Raw genomic sequence first — 17,861 nt, forward strand, 5'->3', positions numbered from 1 at the left:
TTTTGACGGTGCGGCCACGAGGGGGAAAGCGTGACGCCTGAGGATAGGATTCGTGCACTCGGCATATGGCAAGGGCCGATTGAAATCACGCCGATTGCCGGCGGCATTACCAACCGGAACTACCTGGTAACCGATCGGGCGGTACGGCGCGTCGTGCGGCTTGGCGCCGACATTCCGATTCATCACATCAGCCGTCAGAACGAACTCGCCGCCAGTCAGGCCGCGCACGCCGCCGGGCTTTCGCCTGCGGTCATCCACCATGCGCCCGGCGTGCTCGTTCTCGCTTTCATCGAAGCGCGGGCGCTGACGGCGAAAGATATCCAGGATGCGCGAATGCTCGCGCGTGTCGTGCCGCTGGTTCGTGCCTGCCATCATGACGTTGCGCGTCATTTCCGCGGGCCGGCGACGATCTTCTGGGTCTTCCATGTCATTCGCGATTACGTTACCAACCTGAAAGCCGCCAGAAGCATCCATGCGCCGATGCTGCGGGGTTTCGCAGAAAAGGCAGAGGTACTGGAACACGCCGCCGGCCCGTTCGACATCGCCTTCGGTCACAACGACCTTCTCGCCGCGAACTTCCTCGACGATGGCAAGCGTCTCTGGCTGATCGATTGGGATTACGCAGGCTTCAACACCCCGCTTTTCGACCTTGGTGGCCTGGCGTCGAACAACGAGCTTTCGGAAGACGCGGAGCGGGACATGCTGGAGGCCTATTTCGATCGGCCGCTGACGCCGGACCTTGAGCGTCGCTACAGCGCCATGAAATGCGCGTCGCTGCTCCGCGAGACACTATGGAGCATGATTTCGGAAATCCACTCCACCATCGATTTCGATTACGCCGCCTATACCGCCGAAAACCTCGCCCGCTTCGAGCGCGCTTACAAGGCATTTGAACAGGATCGATAGAATGACGAAGGAACTCCCCAAGACCGCGAAAGCCGTGGTGATCGGCGGCGGCATCATTGGCTGCTCCACGGCCTATCACCTTGGCAAGGTCGGCTGGACGGACACGGTGCTGCTTGAGCGCAAGAAGCTCACCTCCGGCACGACATTCCATGCCGCGGGCCTCGTCGGTCAGTTGCGCACCAGCGCCAACATAACCCAGCTGCTCGGCTACTCCGTCGATCTCTACAAGAAGCTGGAAGCCGAGACCGGTCTCGGCACCGGCTGGAAGATGAACGGCGGCCTGCGTCTTGCCTGCAACGCGGAGCGCTGGACGGAGGTGAAACGACAGGCGACGACCGCCCAATCCTTCGGTCTCGACATGCGGCTGCTCACCCCGCAGGAAGCCTTCGAACTCTGGCCGCTGATGACGATCGATGATCTGGTCGGCGCCGCCTATCTGCCGACCGACGGCCAGGCCAATCCTTCCGACATCACGCAGGCGCTCGCCAAGGGCGCCCGCATGTCCGGCGTATCGATCTTCGAGGACACCGAAGTCCTCGATCTCGAAATCGACAAAGGCAGGATCCGCGCGGTGATCACCGAGCATGGCCGCATCGAATGCGAGCGCGTCGTCGTCTGCGCCGGGCAGTGGACGCGGACCTTTGCTGCCCGTTTCGGCGTCAACGTGCCGCTTGTTTCCGTCGAGCATCAGTACATCATCACCGAGTCCTTCGGCGTGCCGTCTAATCTGCCGACGCTGCGCGACCCCGACCGCCTCACCTACTACAAGGAGGAAGTCGGCGGCCTTGTCATGGGCGGCTATGAGCCGAACCCGATCCCGTGGGCGGTGAACGGCATTCCTGATGGGTTCCACTACACGCTGCTCGACAGCAATTTCGATCATTTCGAACAGATCATGGAGCAGGCGCTGGAACGCGTTCCGGACCTGCAGAACGCCGGCGTCAAGCAGTTGCTGAACGGCCCTGAGAGCTTCACGCCGGACGGCAACTTCATCCTCGGGGAAGCGCCGGAACTGAAGAACTTCTTCGTCGGCGCCGGTTTCAACGCTTTCGGTATCGCCTCCGGCGGTGGCGCCGGAATGGCGCTTGCCGACTGGGTCGTCAAGGGCGAGCCTCCCTACGATCTCTGGCCGGTCGATATCCGCCGCTTCGGCCGCCCGCATTTCGACACCGACTGGGTGCGTACCCGCACGCTCGAGGCCTATGGCAAGCATTACACGATGGCGTGGCCCTTCGAGGAGCATTCGAGCGGCCGCCCGTGCCGCAAGTCGCCGCTCTACGAGCGGCTGAAGGCGCAGGGCGCCTGCTTTGGCGAGAAGCTCGGCTGGGAACGGCCGAACTGGTTCGCCGACCTCTTCGCCAACGAAGAACCGAAGGATATCTATACCTATGGCCGTCAGAACTGGTTCGATGCCGTCGGCCGCGAGCACAAGGCGGTGCGCGAGGCGGCTGTGATCTTCGATCAGACGTCGTTTGCGAAGTTCGTGCTGAAGGGCAAGGATGCGGAGGCGGCGCTTTCCTGGATTGCTTTCAACGACGTGGCAAGGCCCGCAGGAACTCTCACCTACACGCAGATGCTGAACGACAGGGGCGGCATCGAATGCGACCTGACGGTCGCCCGTATCGCCGAGAACGAATATTACATCGTCACAGGTACCGGCTTTGCGACCCACGACTTCGATTGGATTGCCCGCAATATTCCCGAGGGAATGCACGCCGAACTGGTCGATGTCACATCGGCCTATTCCGTACTTTCGCTGATGGGACCGAATTCCCGCGCCGTTCTGGAAAAGGTGACCTCGGCCGATGTGTCGAATGCGGCTTTCCCCTTCGGTCGCGTCCGAACGATCGGCATTGCCGGCTGCCCGGTGCGGGCACTGCGCATAACCTATGTCGGCGAACTCGGCTATGAGCTGCATGTTCCGGTCGAATATGCGACGACAGTCTACGATGCGCTAATGGCGGCGGGTGGCGGGCTCGGCCTCGTCAATGCCGGGTATCGCGCCATCGAAAGCTGCCGACTGGAGAAGGGCTATCGTGCCTGGGGTTCGGATATCGGCCCCGACCATACGCCGATCGAGGCGGGGCTCGCCTGGGCCGTCAAGACGAAAAAGAACGTTGCCTTTCGTGGCCGCGAGGCGATCGAGCGCCAGCTTTCCGGCGGCGTGAAGAAGATGCTCGCCTGTCTCGTGCCGGACGATCCGCAGATCGTCCTGCTCGGGCGCGAAACCATCTATCGCAATGGCAAACGTGTCGGCTGGCTCTCCAGCGGCGGCTTCGGCTATACCGTCGGCAAGCCGATCGGCTACGGCTATATCCGCAATCCCGATGGCGTGACGGAGGATTTCGTGCTGGCAGGAAGCTATGAGCTGGATGTCGCCAGGGAGCGGGTGCTGTGCAAGGTCACGCTAAGGCCGCTCTACGATCCGGAAATGGTACGGGTAAAGGCTGAAGCAGAGCAATCTTAGAGAGGAATGGCGGTGCCTGCGGCGCCTCCAGTACCGTCATTCCTGTGCTTGTCACAGGAATCCAGCCACCACGCGTCTGCGCGGTGAATGACTGAATACGAAAGAAGAGTCTCTCGCGCCCAAGGACTTGGGCGCACAGGATTCCTGTGACAAGCACAGGAATGAGGGAAGGCGGCTGTCGCCGCATGCTGCCACTGAAAGCCCAGGCTTCAAATCAGCGGCAGCTTGTTGTCCTGGATCAGGATTTCCAGCTTGTTGGCGACGTCTTCCGTCCAGGCCACATTCTTCGTGAGTGCCGCAGGGAAAAGTCCGGGCAAACCGAAAAGCGCCGCCGAAACGGCCGGGCCATTCCGCGGCACGTCGGCAAGGATAGCTGCAATCTCGGCCGATCGGGGATCACGCAAGTCATAGCGTTGGCCGTTCCGATCGACACCCAGCGCGTAGCGCATCCACGCGGCAACTGCGATTGCGTAGGTCTCCGCCTTGCTGCCATGGGCAAGCGCTTCCGTTGCCGGTTCGAGCAGGCGCTGTGGCAGCTTCTGCGTGCCGTCCATGGCGATCTGATAGGTGCGGTGGGCGATCGCCTTGTTTGCAAAGCGTGCTATGAGTTCATCTGCGTAGTGGTCCAGATCAATACCGGGAACAGGATCGAGCGTTGCCGCCGCCGAATTCATCTGCCGCCGCGCAAGCGCGGCCAGACCGGCGTCGTCCATGACGTCGCGAACGTATTCATAACCGCCTATGTATCCGAGGTAGGCGAGCAAGGAATGCGCTCCGTTCAGCATTCGGAGCTTCATCTTTTCATAGGCCGAAACCTCTTCCACCATCAGCACACCGGCCTTCTCCCAAGCGGGGCGGCCATTGGCGAAATGGTCCTCGATCACCCATTGGGTGAAGGGCTCGGTCTCGATCGCTGCCAGATCCACCCGCCCGGTCAGGCGTTCGGCATCGGCATAGGTGGCGTCGGTACTCGCCGGCGTGATGCGATCGACCATGGTCGACGGAAAAGGCACGTTCTCCTCTATCCAATCGTGCAGATCGGGATCGATGCGGCTTGCGAATTCGAGAACGAGACGCTTCAGGACCGCGCCGTTGCTCGGCAGATTGTCGCAGCTGAGCGGCGTAAAGGGCGCAATGCCTTTTTCCCGCCGCCGGGCCAGCCCCTCGACAAGGTAGCCGACGACGCCGCGCGGCGCATGCCGGTTTGCAAGATCGGCCGCGATGTCGGCATGGTTGAGATCGAGGCCGCCGCTGTGCGGATCAAAACCATAGGCCTTTTCCGTCACCGTCAGACTGACAATGCGGATCGCAGGGTCTTCGAGGCGTTGCAGCAGCCCCGCCGGATCACGCGTCGCGACATGCGCCTTCAGGATCGGGCCGACCACCTGCGCCGTCGTTCCCGACGTATCGCGGATCAGCATCGTATAGAGGCCGTTCTGCTCGTTCAGATGATCCGCGACATCGGCGGTGCGAAGGCTTGCGACCTCGATACCCCAATCGCCATGGCCTGCTGCGAGCGCCGCATCGGTAAAGGGTGCGAAATGCGCACGAAAGAATGCGCCAGGCCCGAGATGCAGAATGCCGGCCTTCAGCTGGCTTCGATCATAGGCCGGAAGCCTTGCCGTCGGCGCGAGACCAGTCAGGTTTTGCAGTCGCTCGGTCACAGCTTGTACGCCTTCTTCGCATTGTCATAGGAAAGGTCCCGGGCGACGATTTGGGCGTCCGCCTTTGAAATCCGGTGCTCGGCTGCAAGCTGCGCCAGGAAGCGGCAGACCTCGCGGCGCCAGACATCGTGGCGGGCGGGAATCGAGAGCAGCGCGCGCGTATCGTCGTTGAAGCCCGCGAGATTGACGAAGCCCGCGGTCTCGACCACCTGGTCGAGATAGCGGCGGATGCCGTTCGGGCTGTCATGGAACCACCAGGGTGGGCCGATCATCAGGCATTCCCAATGCCCAGCCATTGGTGCCAGTTCGCGGGCATAAGTGGTCTCGTCGAGGGTGAAAAGCAGGATTCTGAGACCGGGCGCGTGGCCATATTTCGAAAGCAGCGCGTTCAGCCCTCCGACCCAATCCGTGCGGGTGGGAATGTCCGCGCCCATGTTCGGGCCGCGTGTCTGGAAAAGCGTCCTGTCGGTGTTGCGGCGAGAGCCGGCGTGGATCTGCATCACCATGCCGTCTTCGGCCGAAAGCCCGGCCATCTCCGTCATCATCAGGCCGCGGAAGAGTTCTGCCTCGGTTGCTGTAAGCGGTCCCTTCAGAGCCTTGTCGAGCAGCGCCTGCTTGTCGGCAAGCGGAAGATCGGCTGTAAACGCCGTCGGCACGCCGTGGTCCGTCGCCGTCGCACCGAACTGGCGAAAGTAGGCGCGGCGCTTGCGGTGCGCGTCGATCATGCCGTCCCACCGTGTGACATCGGCGCCGGTGATTTCGCCGAACTTGATCAGGTTGTCGCGGAAGCCGACGGCGTCAGGATCGGTGACGCTATCGGGCCGGTAGGTCGTGCGTACCTTGCCGATCCAGCCGTCCTTCTGCATCTTCTGGTGATGAACGAGTGGGTCGAGCGCACCTTCCGTGGTCGCGATCGTTTCGATACCGAAACGGCTGTGCAGCGCACGCGGGCGGAATTCGGGTTTGGCCAGCTGCTCGTTGATGTAGTCGTAGAGCCTGTCGGCATTATCCGGCGTCAGCGGTTCCGTGCAGCCGAGCACGGCGGACATTGCATGATCGACCCACAGGCTCGACGGCGTACCCCGGAAAAGGTGATACTGCGCAGCGAAAGCGCGCCAGATCGCGCGGCCCTGCGCGACCGGCTTGCCATCGAGCCGCGGCACGCCGAGATCGTCGAGCTTGGAGCCCGTGCTGTGCAGCATGCGGAAGAGATAGTGATCTGGAATGACAAGCAGCGAAGCCGCGTCTTCGAATGGCTTATCGTCGGCGAACCAGGCCGGTTCAGTGTGTCCATGCGGGCTGACAATCGGAAGATTGCGGACCGTCTCGTAGAGGTCGCGCGCGATGGTTCGTGTTGCCGGATCGGCCGGAAAGAGCCGGTCCGGATGAAGAAAGCCGTTCCCTACATCCATCAGATATCCTCCCTGATAGAGTAGGGCCTACCTCACCAACGAGGGGACGACAAGCCCTATTAGTAACTAAACGGTTCACTTTCGGAATCGTTTTTCGCGAGCCTCGAAAGAATTGACCTGAAGGCCTGTTTCGGCTTTGAAAGGCCAGCTATTGCCGGGAGAGAAATCGATGGCCGAAGAGACAAGCCGCATCACCAAGCTCGAGGAGACGGTTGCGCATCAGGCAAAGACGATCGACGAGCTTTCGGATCAACTTGCGGAACAATGGAAGGTTGTCGAGCAGACGCGCGCGAAACTCGACCGCCTGACGGAGCGTTTTCTTTCACTGGAGGAGCAATCGCTGGAAGCGCCGACGATAACAAAGCCGCCGCATTATTGAGGCGGAAATGAAAAGGGCGCCCAGAGGCGCCCTTTCGCTTTCAGAGATTGCCGATGCAGAGATACTTCATTTCGAGGTAGTCGTCTGCGCCATGGCGCGAGCCCTCACGGCCAAGGCCGGATTGCTTGATGCCGCCGAACGGTGCCGTCTCGGTGGACATCAGCCCGGTATTGATGCCGACCATGCCGTATTCCAGCGCCTCGGCAACCTTCCAGACCTTCTTCAGATCGCCCGCGAAGAAATAAGCAGCAAGGCCGAATTCCGTGTCGTTCGCCTGCTGGATCACCTCTTCGACGGTGTCGAAGCGGAAAAGCGGCGCAACCGGACCGAAGGTTTCCTCCCTGGCGACCTTCATGCCCTTGGCGACACCGGTCAGAACTGTCGGCGTGAAGAAGGTGCCCGCACCTTCGATGCGCTTGCCGCCGGTCAGCACCTTGGCGCCCTTGGAAAGCGCGTCGCTGACGTGATCCTCGACCTTGGCAAGGCCTTGCTCGTCGATCAACGGGCCGATCGCAACGCCGGTCGTGAAGCCGTCGCCGACCGACATGGCTTCGACCTTCGCGGACAGCTTGGCCGCGAAGACGTCGTAGATGCCCGACTGGACATAGAGGCGGTTGGCGCAGACGCAGGTCTGACCCGCGTTGCGGTATTTCGAGGCGATCGCACCTTCGACAGCGGCATCGAGGTCGGCATCGTCGAAGACGATGAACGGCGCGTTGCCGCCAAGCTCGAGGCTCACCTTCTTGATCTGGTCGGCGCACTGGCGCATCAGGATGCGGCCGACTTCCGTCGAACCGGTGAAGCTGATCTTGCGGACCTTATCGTTGCCGCAGAGTTCCTTGCCGATCGCCGGGCCGTCTTCGCCGACGATGACATTGAAGACGCCGGCCGGAACGCCGGCCTGCTCGGCAAGAACCGCGAGCGCAATCGCCGAAAGCGGCGTCTGCTCGGCGGGCTTGGAGACGACGGTGCAGCCGACGGCGAGCGCAGGAGCGATCTTTCGGGTGATCATCGCGGCGGGGAAGTTCCAGGGCGTGATCGCACCGACGACGCCGACGGGCTGCTTGATGACAATCATGCGCTTGTCGTTCGACGGCGCCGGAATCGTTTCGCCATAGATGCGCTTGGCTTCCTCGGCATACCATTCGATGTAGGCAGCGGCGTAGAGGATTTCGCCGCGGGCTTCCGGAAATGGCTTGCCCATCTCGGCCGTCAGGATCGCGGCCAGCTCGTCGGCATTGGCAACCATAAGATCGAACCACTTGCGCAGGATTGCGCTGCGTTCCTTTGCCGGGCGTGCTGCCCAGGCGGGCTGGGCGGCGTAAGCGGCGTCGATCGCCGCTCTCGTTTCGGCTGCGCCCATATCCGGTAGCGAAGCGAGGACTTCGCCGGTCGCCGGGTTCAGAACATCGAAGGTTTTCGTGGCTCCGCCTTTCGTCCACTCGCCATTGATGTAGCCGGTGTCGCGCAGGAATGGCGAGGAAAACGGAACGTGCTTGGTCAGTGCAGTCGTGAATGCCATGTCATTTACTCCGAAGGGCGGTTACTTGCCCGCACTTGCTTCAAGAATGGAGGCTTCGAGGATATCGAGCGCTTCGCCGAAGATATCGTCCTGAATGGTGATCGGGGCAAGGAAGCGGATGACGTTTCCGTGCACGCCGCAGGTCAAAAGAATGAGACCTTTCTCCAGCGCGATCAGGCGAACCTTGTTGGCAAACTCGGCGCTCGGCAGCTTGGTGGTCTTGTCATTGAACTCGACAGCGTTCATGAAACCCGGACCGCGGATGTCGGTGATCTCGGGCGCCTTGTCGCGCAGCGATTCCAGCCGCTGCTTCAGTCGGCCGCCGAGCTGATTGGCGCGATTGCAGAGATCCTCGTCCTTGATCACATCGAGGACGGCATGGGCAGCGGCGATGCCGAGCGGGTTGCCGCCATAGGTGCCACCGAGGCCGCCCGGTCCCGGGGCATCCATGATTTCCGCCCGGCCGGTGACCGCAGCCAGCGGGAAACCGCCGGCGAGGCTCTTCGCCATGGTGATCAGGTCGGGTGCGACCTCATGATGATCCATCGCAAACATCTTGCCGGTGCGAGCAAAGCCCGTCTGCACCTCGTCAGCAATTAAGAGCATGCCGTGCCGGTCGCAAAGCTCGCGAAGCGCTTTCATGAAGGCCGTCGGAGCGGGGTAGAAGCCGCCTTCGCCCTGGACCGGCTCGATGATGATTGCGGCAACGCGCTGCGGATCGACGTCCGCTGCAAACAGCTTGTTCAGCGCCGCGAGCGATTGTTCGGCGGTAACGCCATGCAGTTCGACCGGGAAGGGCACATGGAAGACGTCGCCGGGCATTGCGCCGAAGCCGACCTTATAGGGCACAACCTTGCCTGTCAGTGCCATGCCCATGAATGTGCGGCCGTGGAAGCCGCCGCCAAAGGCGATGACGGCCGAGCGGCCGGTCGCAGCGCGCGCGATCTTCACGGCGTTTTCGACGGCCTCGGCTCCCGTCGTCACGAAGATCGTCTTCTTTGCGAAGTCGCCGGGCGCCAGCTGGTTGAGGCGTTCTGCGAGATGCACATAGCTTTCGTAGGGCACGACCTGATGGCAGGTGTGGGTGAAGCGATCCAGCTGCTCCTTGACCGCTGCGATCACGCGTGGATGGCGGTGACCCGTGTTGAGCACCGCGATGCCAGCGGCGAAATCGATATAGCGCCGCCCCTCCTTGTCCCAGATCTCGGCATTTTCCGCGCGGTCAGCGTAAATCTGCGTGGTCATGCCGACGCCGCGCGAAATCGCAGCGTTCTTCCGCTCTGTAAGGGTGATCGCGTTCATCGTTGCGCTCCTGCGCTCAAAGAGGTGAAATTACCTTGCATAAGTTCTGCAAGATATATACAAAATTCCTACATTTTTCCTGCAAGAAATCAAGCGGCGTTTACTGCTTCAAACATCAAGGTTTTTGATGGATGCTCGCATCGAAAGATTCTGATAGCGAGCATGTTTGAAACCATAGGCAATCAGGGGTTTGATGCTTGATGAACGACAACGGCCCGGTACGCTATAAGGTGGCCGAAGTGGCAAGGCTGGCAGGCGTTTCCGCCTCCACTGTCCGCCTCTGGGAAAGTCAGGGACTGCTCGTTCCGGAACGCTCCGGAACAGGCCACCGGCAATATAGCGCAGACGACGTCGCCCGGCTGAAACGGATATCGTGGTATCGCCTCGAACGCGGCCTCAATCCGGCTGCGATCCGTGAGGCGCTGGAAAATGAGGAGCCGTCGGCCGAAGGCGTGGAGAACGGCGCAGTTTCCGATCTCGGCCGCAGGCTGCGCAGGCTTCGCCATGCCGCGGGAAAGACGCTCGAACAGGTCGCCGGTGATACCGGCATCACGTCTTCCACGCTCTCGACCCTGGAGCGTACCTCTCAGGGCGTCAGTTTCAAGACCCTGCACGATCTGGCGGAATACTACGGCACAACGGTCTCGCGCCTTTCGGGCGAGGAGAGCGAACATGGTCCTGAGATTGTCCGTTCCGGCGAATGGCGCACCTGGCCGCAGACCACGCCGGGCGTGACGGTCCAGCTGCTGGCCGAAGGCCGAAGGATGATGGATTGCCACCGCTTTGTGCTGGCACCGGGTGCCGCCAGCGAAGGCGCCTACAGGCATGAAGGAGAGGAGTTCATGCATGTCCTTTCCGGCCGCCTCGAACTCGTTCTCGATTCCGACCAGTTCTTCGATCTCGGTCCCGGCGACTCGCTCTATTTCGAGAGCCGCCGCTATCACTCCTGGCGCAATCGCCACGATGGTGAAACAGTGCTTCTGTGGATCAACACTCCGCCGACATTCTGACGCCGGCAGGGCCGAAAACCGGTATCGCGCCGCCTGCCTTTGCGCTATAGCGCCACGAGAGACATTGAAACGATAGAGATACCCATGGCCGCCACCATCCGATACCACGAAGGCGATATTTCTGCGGAGGATGCCGCCCGCTACACCGGCGCAATCGCGATCGATACCGAGACGCTTGGCCTTGTGCCCCGCCGCGATCGGCTTTGCGTCGTGCAGCTTTCGACGGGCGACGGCACGGCCGATGTCATCCGTATCACCGCCGGCCAGAAGGAAGCGCCAAACCTCGTCGCCATGCTTGCCGATCCGGCCCGCCAGAAGATCTTCCACTACGGCCGTTTCGATATCGCCGTGCTCTTCCACACCTTCGGCGTGACGACGGCGCCGGTCTTCTGCACCAAGATCGCATCCCGCCTGTCACGCACCTATACGGACCGCCACGGTCTGAAGGACAATCTGAAGGAGATGCTCGACGTCGACGTCTCCAAAGCGCAGCAGTCCTCTGATTGGGCAGCGGCAACGCTTTCGCCGGCACAGCTCGAATATGCCGCCTCCGATGTGCTCTACCTGCACGCCCTGCGCGACAAGCTGACGGAGCGGCTGATCCGCGACGGCCGCATCGATCACGCAAACGCCTGCTTCGAATTCCTGCCGACCCGCGCGAAGCTCGACCTGCTCGGCTGGGAAGAAGCGGATATCTTCGCTCACAGCTGACGTCTTCAGAACCAAAGACTTTCCTGCAGCGGCCGGACGGGACACCCCTCCGGCCGTTAGCATTTCATTAATGGCCCTTCGATAGGATTTTCATCAATCTTTATGCATTCGGCGGCGCCATGATGCGTCATGCGGACCCGGAGGTCTGCAGACGAATGCGAGGGGCCGGATGAGCGCGGCCCTCTTGTGATCTGCTTCCATCGTCACTTTGCGAAAGAAGGAGCATGCCATGCTGACTCCGGTTCGTGCAGCGTCAAATGTAAGCTTTTCCTCCAACGGTCAGACAGCCGCGCTCGCGACAAGCGGTTTGGAGCGATCAGTCGTCGTACCGGTCCAGGCTGTCGAGGCCTCCGACCTGAATTCGGCAATTGCCGGCAAGCTCAATCTGCTGCTGATTGCCGCCAAGCAACAGATGTTCGAGGCCCTTCTCGAGGCGATTGAGGCTGCCTCGCGTGCCCTGCCATTGCCGCGCGAGAGTGACGAAACGGATCTGGTCTTTGCCTCGCGTCTCGCGGATGCGATCCAGAAGTTGCCGCCCGCAAAAATCAACGAGATCGAACGCCAGCTGGCTGCGCAGGGCCAGAACCTGCCGCTACGTCTCATTGCCGAGGCTTTGAAAAATCCGGCAGGACCGGAAGCTGGTCGCATCATCGCCTATCTGGAAACCCTCCCATACAAAGACCGCGATCTCGCCGCGCGTGCTGTCGTATACTCCTATCACCAGAACGATGCTTCGCCGCTTCCCGGCGAGCTGCGCCCGAAAATACGTCTGCAAGGGGAAAGCCCGCCTGCCGCTTCATCGAGGGGGCCGTCAGTGACGGCCGCGACCTCGTATCCGGCCGGGTTCAGTCCGGTGCGGCAGTCTGCCCAACTGGAGAAACAACCCGTCGAGAACATCGATGCCGTCTTCGATGAGCCCGATACTGCGGAGAGTACAGAGGTCAGACCACAGATCGAGGAAAAATCGCTGCCGGAAGAGCCGAAGGCAATTGTCGGAGAAAGGCTGGCGAGCGTCGGCGAAGAGCCTGTCATGGCGGAGAACTCAGTGGCGGACGAGTTGCCAATCGACGATCTCAAAGACCAGCGGGGGCCGGACGAGCCGAACACGACTGTTCGAGAAGCGCAGGCAGGACCGCTTGGGTCGAAGGAATTTGCGAAATCCGATTCCGTCATTCCGAAAGCGTGGAGCAGCATACTCGCATCCATGACGGAGAAGGTCTCGGAACTGGTCGTTGCTATCATCGGAGAGCACAACGCCAGCGTTCTCTCGGAAGATCTCGCGGCTGACCACGCACCTACCGCCCCTGTGCTCGAAGAGGCCGCTGCGAAGGAAATGCCCGCTTTGCCGGCTGAAGCCGCTCAAGCGAAAAATGCGCAGCAGGCGGAAGCGGTTGTACGCCCCGCCGGTGCCGACGCTGCCGCTCTGGCGCGCGAGCCGAAGGAGATTGCCGCGCAGCCTGCGCTTGCGCTAGCCGAGCTCACCGAAGCGGCCCAGAAGGCCGGTCTTGTGAAACCCGCCGAGGGCTTCGCCTACGCGCAGCACCCTTACCACTTCGCCAAGCATTCAAGCGAACGCAAGGACGGTGAAATGCACCGCCGCGATCATGAAGGAAGCGGTTCTCAGAACCAGCACGCGCCATCAGGCGAGCAGCAGCCGGATGCCGAAGCAGACGAAGCAGGCTCCGAGGGCATCTTGCCGAACCTGCCAGAGCCGGAGGTTGCGCCGGCAGCGGACACCATCGCCGATCCAATTTACGCGCTCTACCAGCGCATGGCCGGCTGGGAATAATCGAAAAGCATTCGATCAAATAAAGAACCCGCCGGATCGCTCCGGCGGGTTCTTTGTCTTAAAGACTTAGAGCGATTACTCGCCGCGGTTCTTCAGAGCCGCGCCAAGGATGTCGCCGAGCGAAGCGCCGCTGTCGGACGAACCGAACTGAGCGACGGCTTCCTTCTCTTCTGCGATTTCCAGCGCCTTGATGGACAGCATGATCTTGCGGTCCTTCTTGGAGAAGTTGGTGACGCGGGCGTCAACAACTTGGCCGACCGAGAAGCGTTCCGGACGCTGTTCGTCGCGATCGCGCGAGAGGTCTGCACGGCGGATGAACGAGGTGATGTCTTCGTGCTCGACGAGCTTCACTTCGATGCCACCGTCGTTGACTGCGATGACTTCGCAGGAAACGACTGCATTCTTGCGCAGGTCGCCGGAAGCCGCTGCTTCGCCGACTGCGTCCTTGCCGAGCTGCTTGATGCCGAGCGAGATACGCTCCTTTTCGACGTCAACATCGAGAACGACAGCCTTGACGACGTCACCCTTGTTGAACTCTTCGATGACCTGTTCGCCCGGACGGTTCCAGTCGAGGTCGGAGAGGTGCACCATGCCGTCAACGTCGCCGTCGAGACCGATGAACAGGCCGAATTCGGTCTTGTTCTTGACTTCGCCTTCGACTTCAGTGCCGGCCGGATGGTTGCGGGCGAATGCTGCCCACGGATTTTCCAGCGTCTGCTTGAGGCCGAGCGAAATACGGCGCTTGGACGGATCGACTTCGAGAACGACGACTTCGACTTCCTGGCTCGTGGACAGGATCTTGCCGGGATGTACGTTCTTCTTGGTCCAGGACATTTCCGAGATGTGGATCAGGCCTTCGATGCCCGGCTCCAGCTCGACGAACGCACCGTAGTCGGTGATGTTCGTGACGGTACCGGAAATCTTCTTGCCTTCCGGATACTTGGCCTGGATGCCATCCCACGGATCCGACTCGAGCTGCTTCATGCCGAGCGAGATGCGGTGGGTTTCCTGGTTGATGCGGATGATCTGAACCTTGACCTGCTGGCCGATGTTCAGGATCTCAGACGGATGGTTCACACGGCGCCATGCCATGTCGGTGACGTGCAGCAGGCCGTCGATGCCGCCGAGGTCAACGAACGCACCGTAATCGGTGATGTTCTTGACGACGCCGTCAACAACCTGGCCTTCTTCGAGGTTCTGAACGATTTCAGAACGCTGCTCGGCACGGGATTCTTCCAGAACCGTACGGCGCGAAACCACGATGTTGCCGCGGCGCTTGTCCATCTTGAGGATTTCGAAGGGCTGCGGGTTGTGCATCAGCGGGGATACGTCGCGGATCGGACGGATGTCGACCTGAGAACGCGGCAGGAAGGCGATCGCACCGTCGAGATCGACCGTGAAGCCGCCCTTGACCTGGTTGAAGATCACGCCTTCGACGCGCTCGCCAGCTTCGAACTTGGCTTCGAGCTTGATCCAGCTTTCTTCGCGGCGAGCCTTCTCGCGCGACAGAACAGCTTCGCCAAGCGCGTTTTCGATACGCTCGACATAAACTTCGACTTCGTCGCCGACCTTCAGCGAACCGTCCTTAGCACGTGCGCCGAATTCCTTGAGCGCGATGCGGCCTTCGACCTTCAGGCCGACGTCAACAACGGCGACATCCTTTTCGATGCCGGTGACGATGCCCTTGGTGACATAGCCTTCAGCCAGATCGTTCTTGGCAAAGGACTCTTCGAGAAGGGCCGCGAAATCCTCGCGAGAGGGAGTAGCTACTGACATAAAATCTCCTGCGTGGCCTTCGATAGCTTCAAGGCTCACGTATGCGCCGGTTGGTTCGTGTTGAACGGGCCTGAACCCAGTCCGCCTCCCTGTCAGGAAGCAATCCGGCGCTTGGACGGAATTTCAGGCTTTTCAGAAGCGCCCCGCAAAGGCGGGAAAGCACTCGAATTCAGTTGTTTCGGCTCAAGGCCGCATCGATGATCGATTTTGCGGCTTGAAACGCGGCCTCTATACTCATTTCCGACGTATCAAGCAAGTGCGCGTCTTCTGCTGGTTTCAAAGGGCTGTCGGCCCGTCCCATGTCGCGTTCGTCGCGCCGCTTCACATCCTCGAAAATCGCATCGAAATCAGCCGTTCCTCCTTTGCCGATGATCTCGTCATAGCGGCGCTTTGCACGCACCTCCGGAGAGGCCGTCACATAAAGCTTCACCGGCGCACCGGCGCAGACGACGGTGCCGATATCGCGCCCGTCGAGCACCGTGCCCGGCGCCCTTTCCGAAAATCGCCGCTGCGCCTCGACCAGCGCCCGGCGCACGGCCGGCATGACGGCAATCTTCGAGGCGGCTTCGCCAATCTCGTGGCTCGAAAGTATATCACGATTGAGCCCGCTGAGTTCAATCTTGTGGGCCATCTTTTCCGCGACCTGCTCGTCATCGAGCGCCAGCCCCGCATCGAGCAAGGCCTTTGCCGTCGCGCGATAGGTCAGCCCCGTATCCAGATGATGGAACCCGTATTCGTCGGCGATCCGGCGTGAAAGCGTGCCCTTGCCTGCTGCTGCCGGCCCGTCGATGGCGATCGTAAATGTCTTGCTCAATGATTACCTTCCAGCCCGCCGTAGCGCTTTACCAGGTCCACCATCTCGGCCTGGCCCTCCACCTCGTTCAAACCGGATGCCACGCCTTCGCGATCTGCGACTGGCCGGTTCTGGCTGACCTTCCATTTGCCCTCGATTGCTGTGATCTCGATCTCGACGCCAATAATGCCTTTCAGCTGCGCACGGACAAAATCCTCCGGCGCATCATGGACGGCCCATGGCTCTTCGCGATTGCCTTCCTGCTGGCCCGTGATGGCATTGATCTGCCGCAGCAGCCACTCGGCATCGTCGATAACCCGCGCTGGACCGCGCGCCTGCGCGATTGCGTAGTTCCACGTCGGCACGACTTTGCCGGTTTCCTGTTTGGTCCGGTACCAGGAAGGCGTCACGTAGGAGTTTGCGCCCTGGAAAACGGCAAGCAAGGGCGCACCATCCTGAATATCACGCCACTGGCCATTCGCTTTGGCAAGGTGCAGCCGGAGCGTACCCTTCTCGGATGCATTCGCATCAAGGTGGAAAGGCACCGGATTGGCCATCAACCCCGAACCTCCTGCCGTGATCAGCAAGCCGAGGGGATGAGCCCGGATCAACTCATGCTGGACGCCAAGATCGTCTTCGCGAAAATGCGGCGGCTGGTACATGACTTTACTCCTGCTCGATCTTCGCACCGAGACCTGTCATCAGGTCCATGAATTCCGGAAAACTGGTGGCGATCATCGTCGCGTCGTCAACGGTTACAGCATGCTCCGAAGCAAGCCCCATGACCAGGAAGCTCATGGCGATACGGTGATCGAGATGAGTCTTTACCCGGCCGCCGGATGCACTGCCGAGGGCCTTGCCACCGGGCTTGCCGCGCACGACAAGGAAGCCCCGGCCTTCGTCGCAGTCAGCTCCATTCAGTTTCAGTCCGTCGGCGACGGCCGAAAGACGGTCGGATTCCTTGACGCGCAGCTCTTCCAGCCCCTTCATCACGGTCGCACCTTCTGCAAAGCAGGCGGCAACGGCGAGGACCGGATATTCGTCGATCATGGACGGAGCACGCTCTTCCGGCACTGTAACGCCCTTGAGTTCGGAGGCGCGGACGCGCAGATCGGCGACGTCCTCGCCGCCTGCAAGGCGCGCATTCAGCACTTCGATATCGGCGCCCATTTCCCGCAAGGTCAGGATCAGGCCGGTGCGTGTCGGGTTCATCAGCACGTTGCGAATGGTAATGTCGGAGCCTGGGACAAGCAGTGCCGCCACCAGCGGGAAGGCCGTCGAGGACGGATCGCCCGGCACGTCGATGACCTGGCCCGTCAGTCTTCCGCGGCCTTCGAGCCGGATCGTTCGAACGCCGGCATTGTCGGTCTCGACGGAAAGCTCGGCGCCGAAGCCCTGCAGCATTTTCTCCGTGTGATCGCGCGTCATCACCGGTTCGATGACCGTCGTGATGCCTGGCGTATTGAGACCGGCGAGCAGCACGGCCGACTTCACCTGCGCGGATGCCATCGGAACGCGGTAAATTAATGGGCCTGGCGTTCCCGGCCCGTGCAGCGTCACCGGCAGCTTGTCGCCAGCGGTGGATTTCACCTGCACGCCCATTTCCCGCAGCGGATCGAGCACACGGCCCATCGGCCGCTTGGAAAGCGAAGCGTCGCCGATGAAGGTGCTTTCGAAATCATAGACGCCGACGAGGCCCATCGTCAGGCGGCAGCCGGTCCCGGCATTGCCGAAATCGAGCGGCGTCTCCGGGGCAAGGAGCGCCCCGTTGCCGGTGCCGCGGATGATCCATTCATCGCCATCCTTGCGGATCGTGGCGCCCATCGCGTGCATCGCCCTGCCGGTATTGATGACGTCTTCACCTTCCAGAAGGCCGGTGATGCGCGTCTCGCCGGACGCAAGGCCTCCGAGCATGAAGGCGCGGTGCGAAATCGACTTGTCGCCCGGAATGTGGACCGTGCCCGTCAGGGCGGCGGATTTTCTCGCGGTGGCAGGTTTCGGCGCAGATCCATGCGACACGGAAAAATCCCTTGCAGAAGCGGCACAAATTCCCGCAAAATGCCTGGCCCTGCATCAGTTCCCGGCTGGTTTTACGGCTTTGCCGGCTGGTTAGCACAAAGTCGAAAGCCG

The 17,861-nt window shown here is 61.3% G+C and carries 14 protein-coding genes; 6 read left to right on the forward strand and 8 right to left on the reverse strand.

Features of this window, described 5'->3' with window-relative positions; translation table 11 throughout:
* Nucleotides 1-30: 30 nt before the first annotated feature.
* A complete protein-coding gene (locus HGP14_RS00085; RefSeq protein ID WP_168827821.1) occupies nucleotides 31-906 on the forward strand; it encodes a phosphotransferase in 876 nt (291 codons plus the stop codon).
* A gap of 1 nt (nucleotide 907) precedes the next feature.
* A complete protein-coding gene (locus tag HGP14_RS00090; RefSeq protein WP_168827822.1) occupies nucleotides 908-3,373 on the forward strand; it encodes an FAD-dependent oxidoreductase in 2,466 nt (821 codons plus the stop codon).
* A 209-nt stretch (nucleotides 3,374-3,582) separates the two neighbouring features.
* Here the strand turns inward: HGP14_RS00090 and HGP14_RS00095 are convergent, their stop codons facing one another.
* Entirely contained in the window at nucleotides 3,583-5,037 is a 1,455-nt protein-coding gene (locus tag HGP14_RS00095; RefSeq protein WP_168827823.1) for a mannitol dehydrogenase family protein, read from the reverse strand.
* Entirely contained in the window at nucleotides 5,034-6,449 is a 1,416-nt protein-coding gene (gene uxaC, locus HGP14_RS00100) for a glucuronate isomerase (RefSeq protein WP_168827824.1), read from the reverse strand. Before uxaC ends, HGP14_RS00095 begins: the two co-directional genes overlap by 4 nt.
* A gap of 169 nt (nucleotides 6,450-6,618) precedes the next feature.
* On the opposite strand from uxaC, the gene HGP14_RS00105 reads away from it, so the two are divergent.
* The gene (locus tag HGP14_RS00105) at nucleotides 6,619-6,828 is read left to right on the forward strand and encodes a SlyX family protein (protein ID WP_168827825.1); all 210 of its coding nucleotides are present in this window, start codon (nucleotides 6,619-6,621) and stop codon (nucleotides 6,826-6,828) included.
* A 40-nt stretch (nucleotides 6,829-6,868) separates the two neighbouring features.
* Here the strand turns inward: HGP14_RS00105 and HGP14_RS00110 are convergent, their stop codons facing one another.
* On the reverse strand, nucleotides 6,869-8,350 hold the full coding sequence (locus tag HGP14_RS00110) for an NAD-dependent succinate-semialdehyde dehydrogenase (RefSeq protein ID WP_168827826.1): 1,482 nt from the start codon (nucleotides 8,348-8,350) through the stop codon (nucleotides 6,869-6,871).
* 21 nt (nucleotides 8,351-8,371) lie between these two features.
* A complete protein-coding gene (locus HGP14_RS00115; protein ID WP_168827827.1) occupies nucleotides 8,372-9,652 on the reverse strand; it encodes a 4-aminobutyrate--2-oxoglutarate transaminase in 1,281 nt (426 codons plus the stop codon).
* 200 nt (nucleotides 9,653-9,852) lie between these two features.
* Between HGP14_RS00115 and HGP14_RS00120 the strand changes: the two genes are divergently transcribed.
* The 3 genes from HGP14_RS00120 (at nucleotide 9,853) to HGP14_RS00130 (ending at nucleotide 13,162) form a co-directional block, all read left to right on the forward strand.
* The gene (locus tag HGP14_RS00120) at nucleotides 9,853-10,662 is read left to right on the forward strand and encodes a MerR family transcriptional regulator (protein ID WP_168827828.1); all 810 of its coding nucleotides are present in this window, start codon (nucleotides 9,853-9,855) and stop codon (nucleotides 10,660-10,662) included.
* A gap of 84 nt (nucleotides 10,663-10,746) precedes the next feature.
* Nucleotides 10,747-11,373, forward strand: a complete 627-nt coding sequence (locus HGP14_RS00125) for a ribonuclease D (RefSeq protein ID WP_168827829.1) — start codon at nucleotides 10,747-10,749, stop codon at nucleotides 11,371-11,373.
* A gap of 229 nt (nucleotides 11,374-11,602) precedes the next feature.
* Entirely contained in the window at nucleotides 11,603-13,162 is a 1,560-nt protein-coding gene (locus HGP14_RS00130) for a hypothetical protein (protein ID WP_168827830.1), read from the forward strand.
* Nucleotides 13,163-13,237: 75 nt separating this feature from the next.
* Here HGP14_RS00130 and rpsA read toward each other — a convergent pair whose 3' ends face one another.
* The 4 genes from rpsA to aroA all read right to left on the reverse strand — a co-directional run bounded on the left by rpsA (nucleotide 13,238) and on the right by aroA (nucleotide 17,750).
* Nucleotides 13,238-14,938: a 30S ribosomal protein S1 gene (rpsA, locus tag HGP14_RS00135; protein ID WP_168827831.1), complete on the reverse strand. Its 1,701-nt coding sequence runs from the start codon at nucleotides 14,936-14,938 to the stop codon at nucleotides 13,238-13,240.
* Nucleotides 14,939-15,107: 169 nt separating this feature from the next.
* On the reverse strand, nucleotides 15,108-15,752 hold the full coding sequence (gene cmk / locus HGP14_RS00140) for a (d)CMP kinase (RefSeq protein WP_168827832.1): 645 nt from the start codon (nucleotides 15,750-15,752) through the stop codon (nucleotides 15,108-15,110).
* Nucleotides 15,749-16,393 (reverse strand): FMN-binding negative transcriptional regulator, encoded by a 645-nt coding sequence (locus HGP14_RS00145; protein ID WP_168827833.1) that lies wholly within the window; start codon nucleotides 16,391-16,393, stop codon nucleotides 15,749-15,751. The genes cmk and HGP14_RS00145 overlap by 4 nt, the downstream gene beginning before the upstream one ends.
* Nucleotides 16,394-16,397: 4 nt before the next feature.
* Entirely contained in the window at nucleotides 16,398-17,750 is a 1,353-nt protein-coding gene (aroA, locus tag HGP14_RS00150) for a 3-phosphoshikimate 1-carboxyvinyltransferase (protein ID WP_168827834.1), read from the reverse strand.
* Nucleotides 17,751-17,861: the final 111 nt, after the last annotated feature.

Source organism: Rhizobium sp. P32RR-XVIII (genome assembly GCF_012641395.1).
Lineage (GTDB): Bacteria > Pseudomonadota > Alphaproteobacteria > Rhizobiales > Rhizobiaceae > Rhizobium.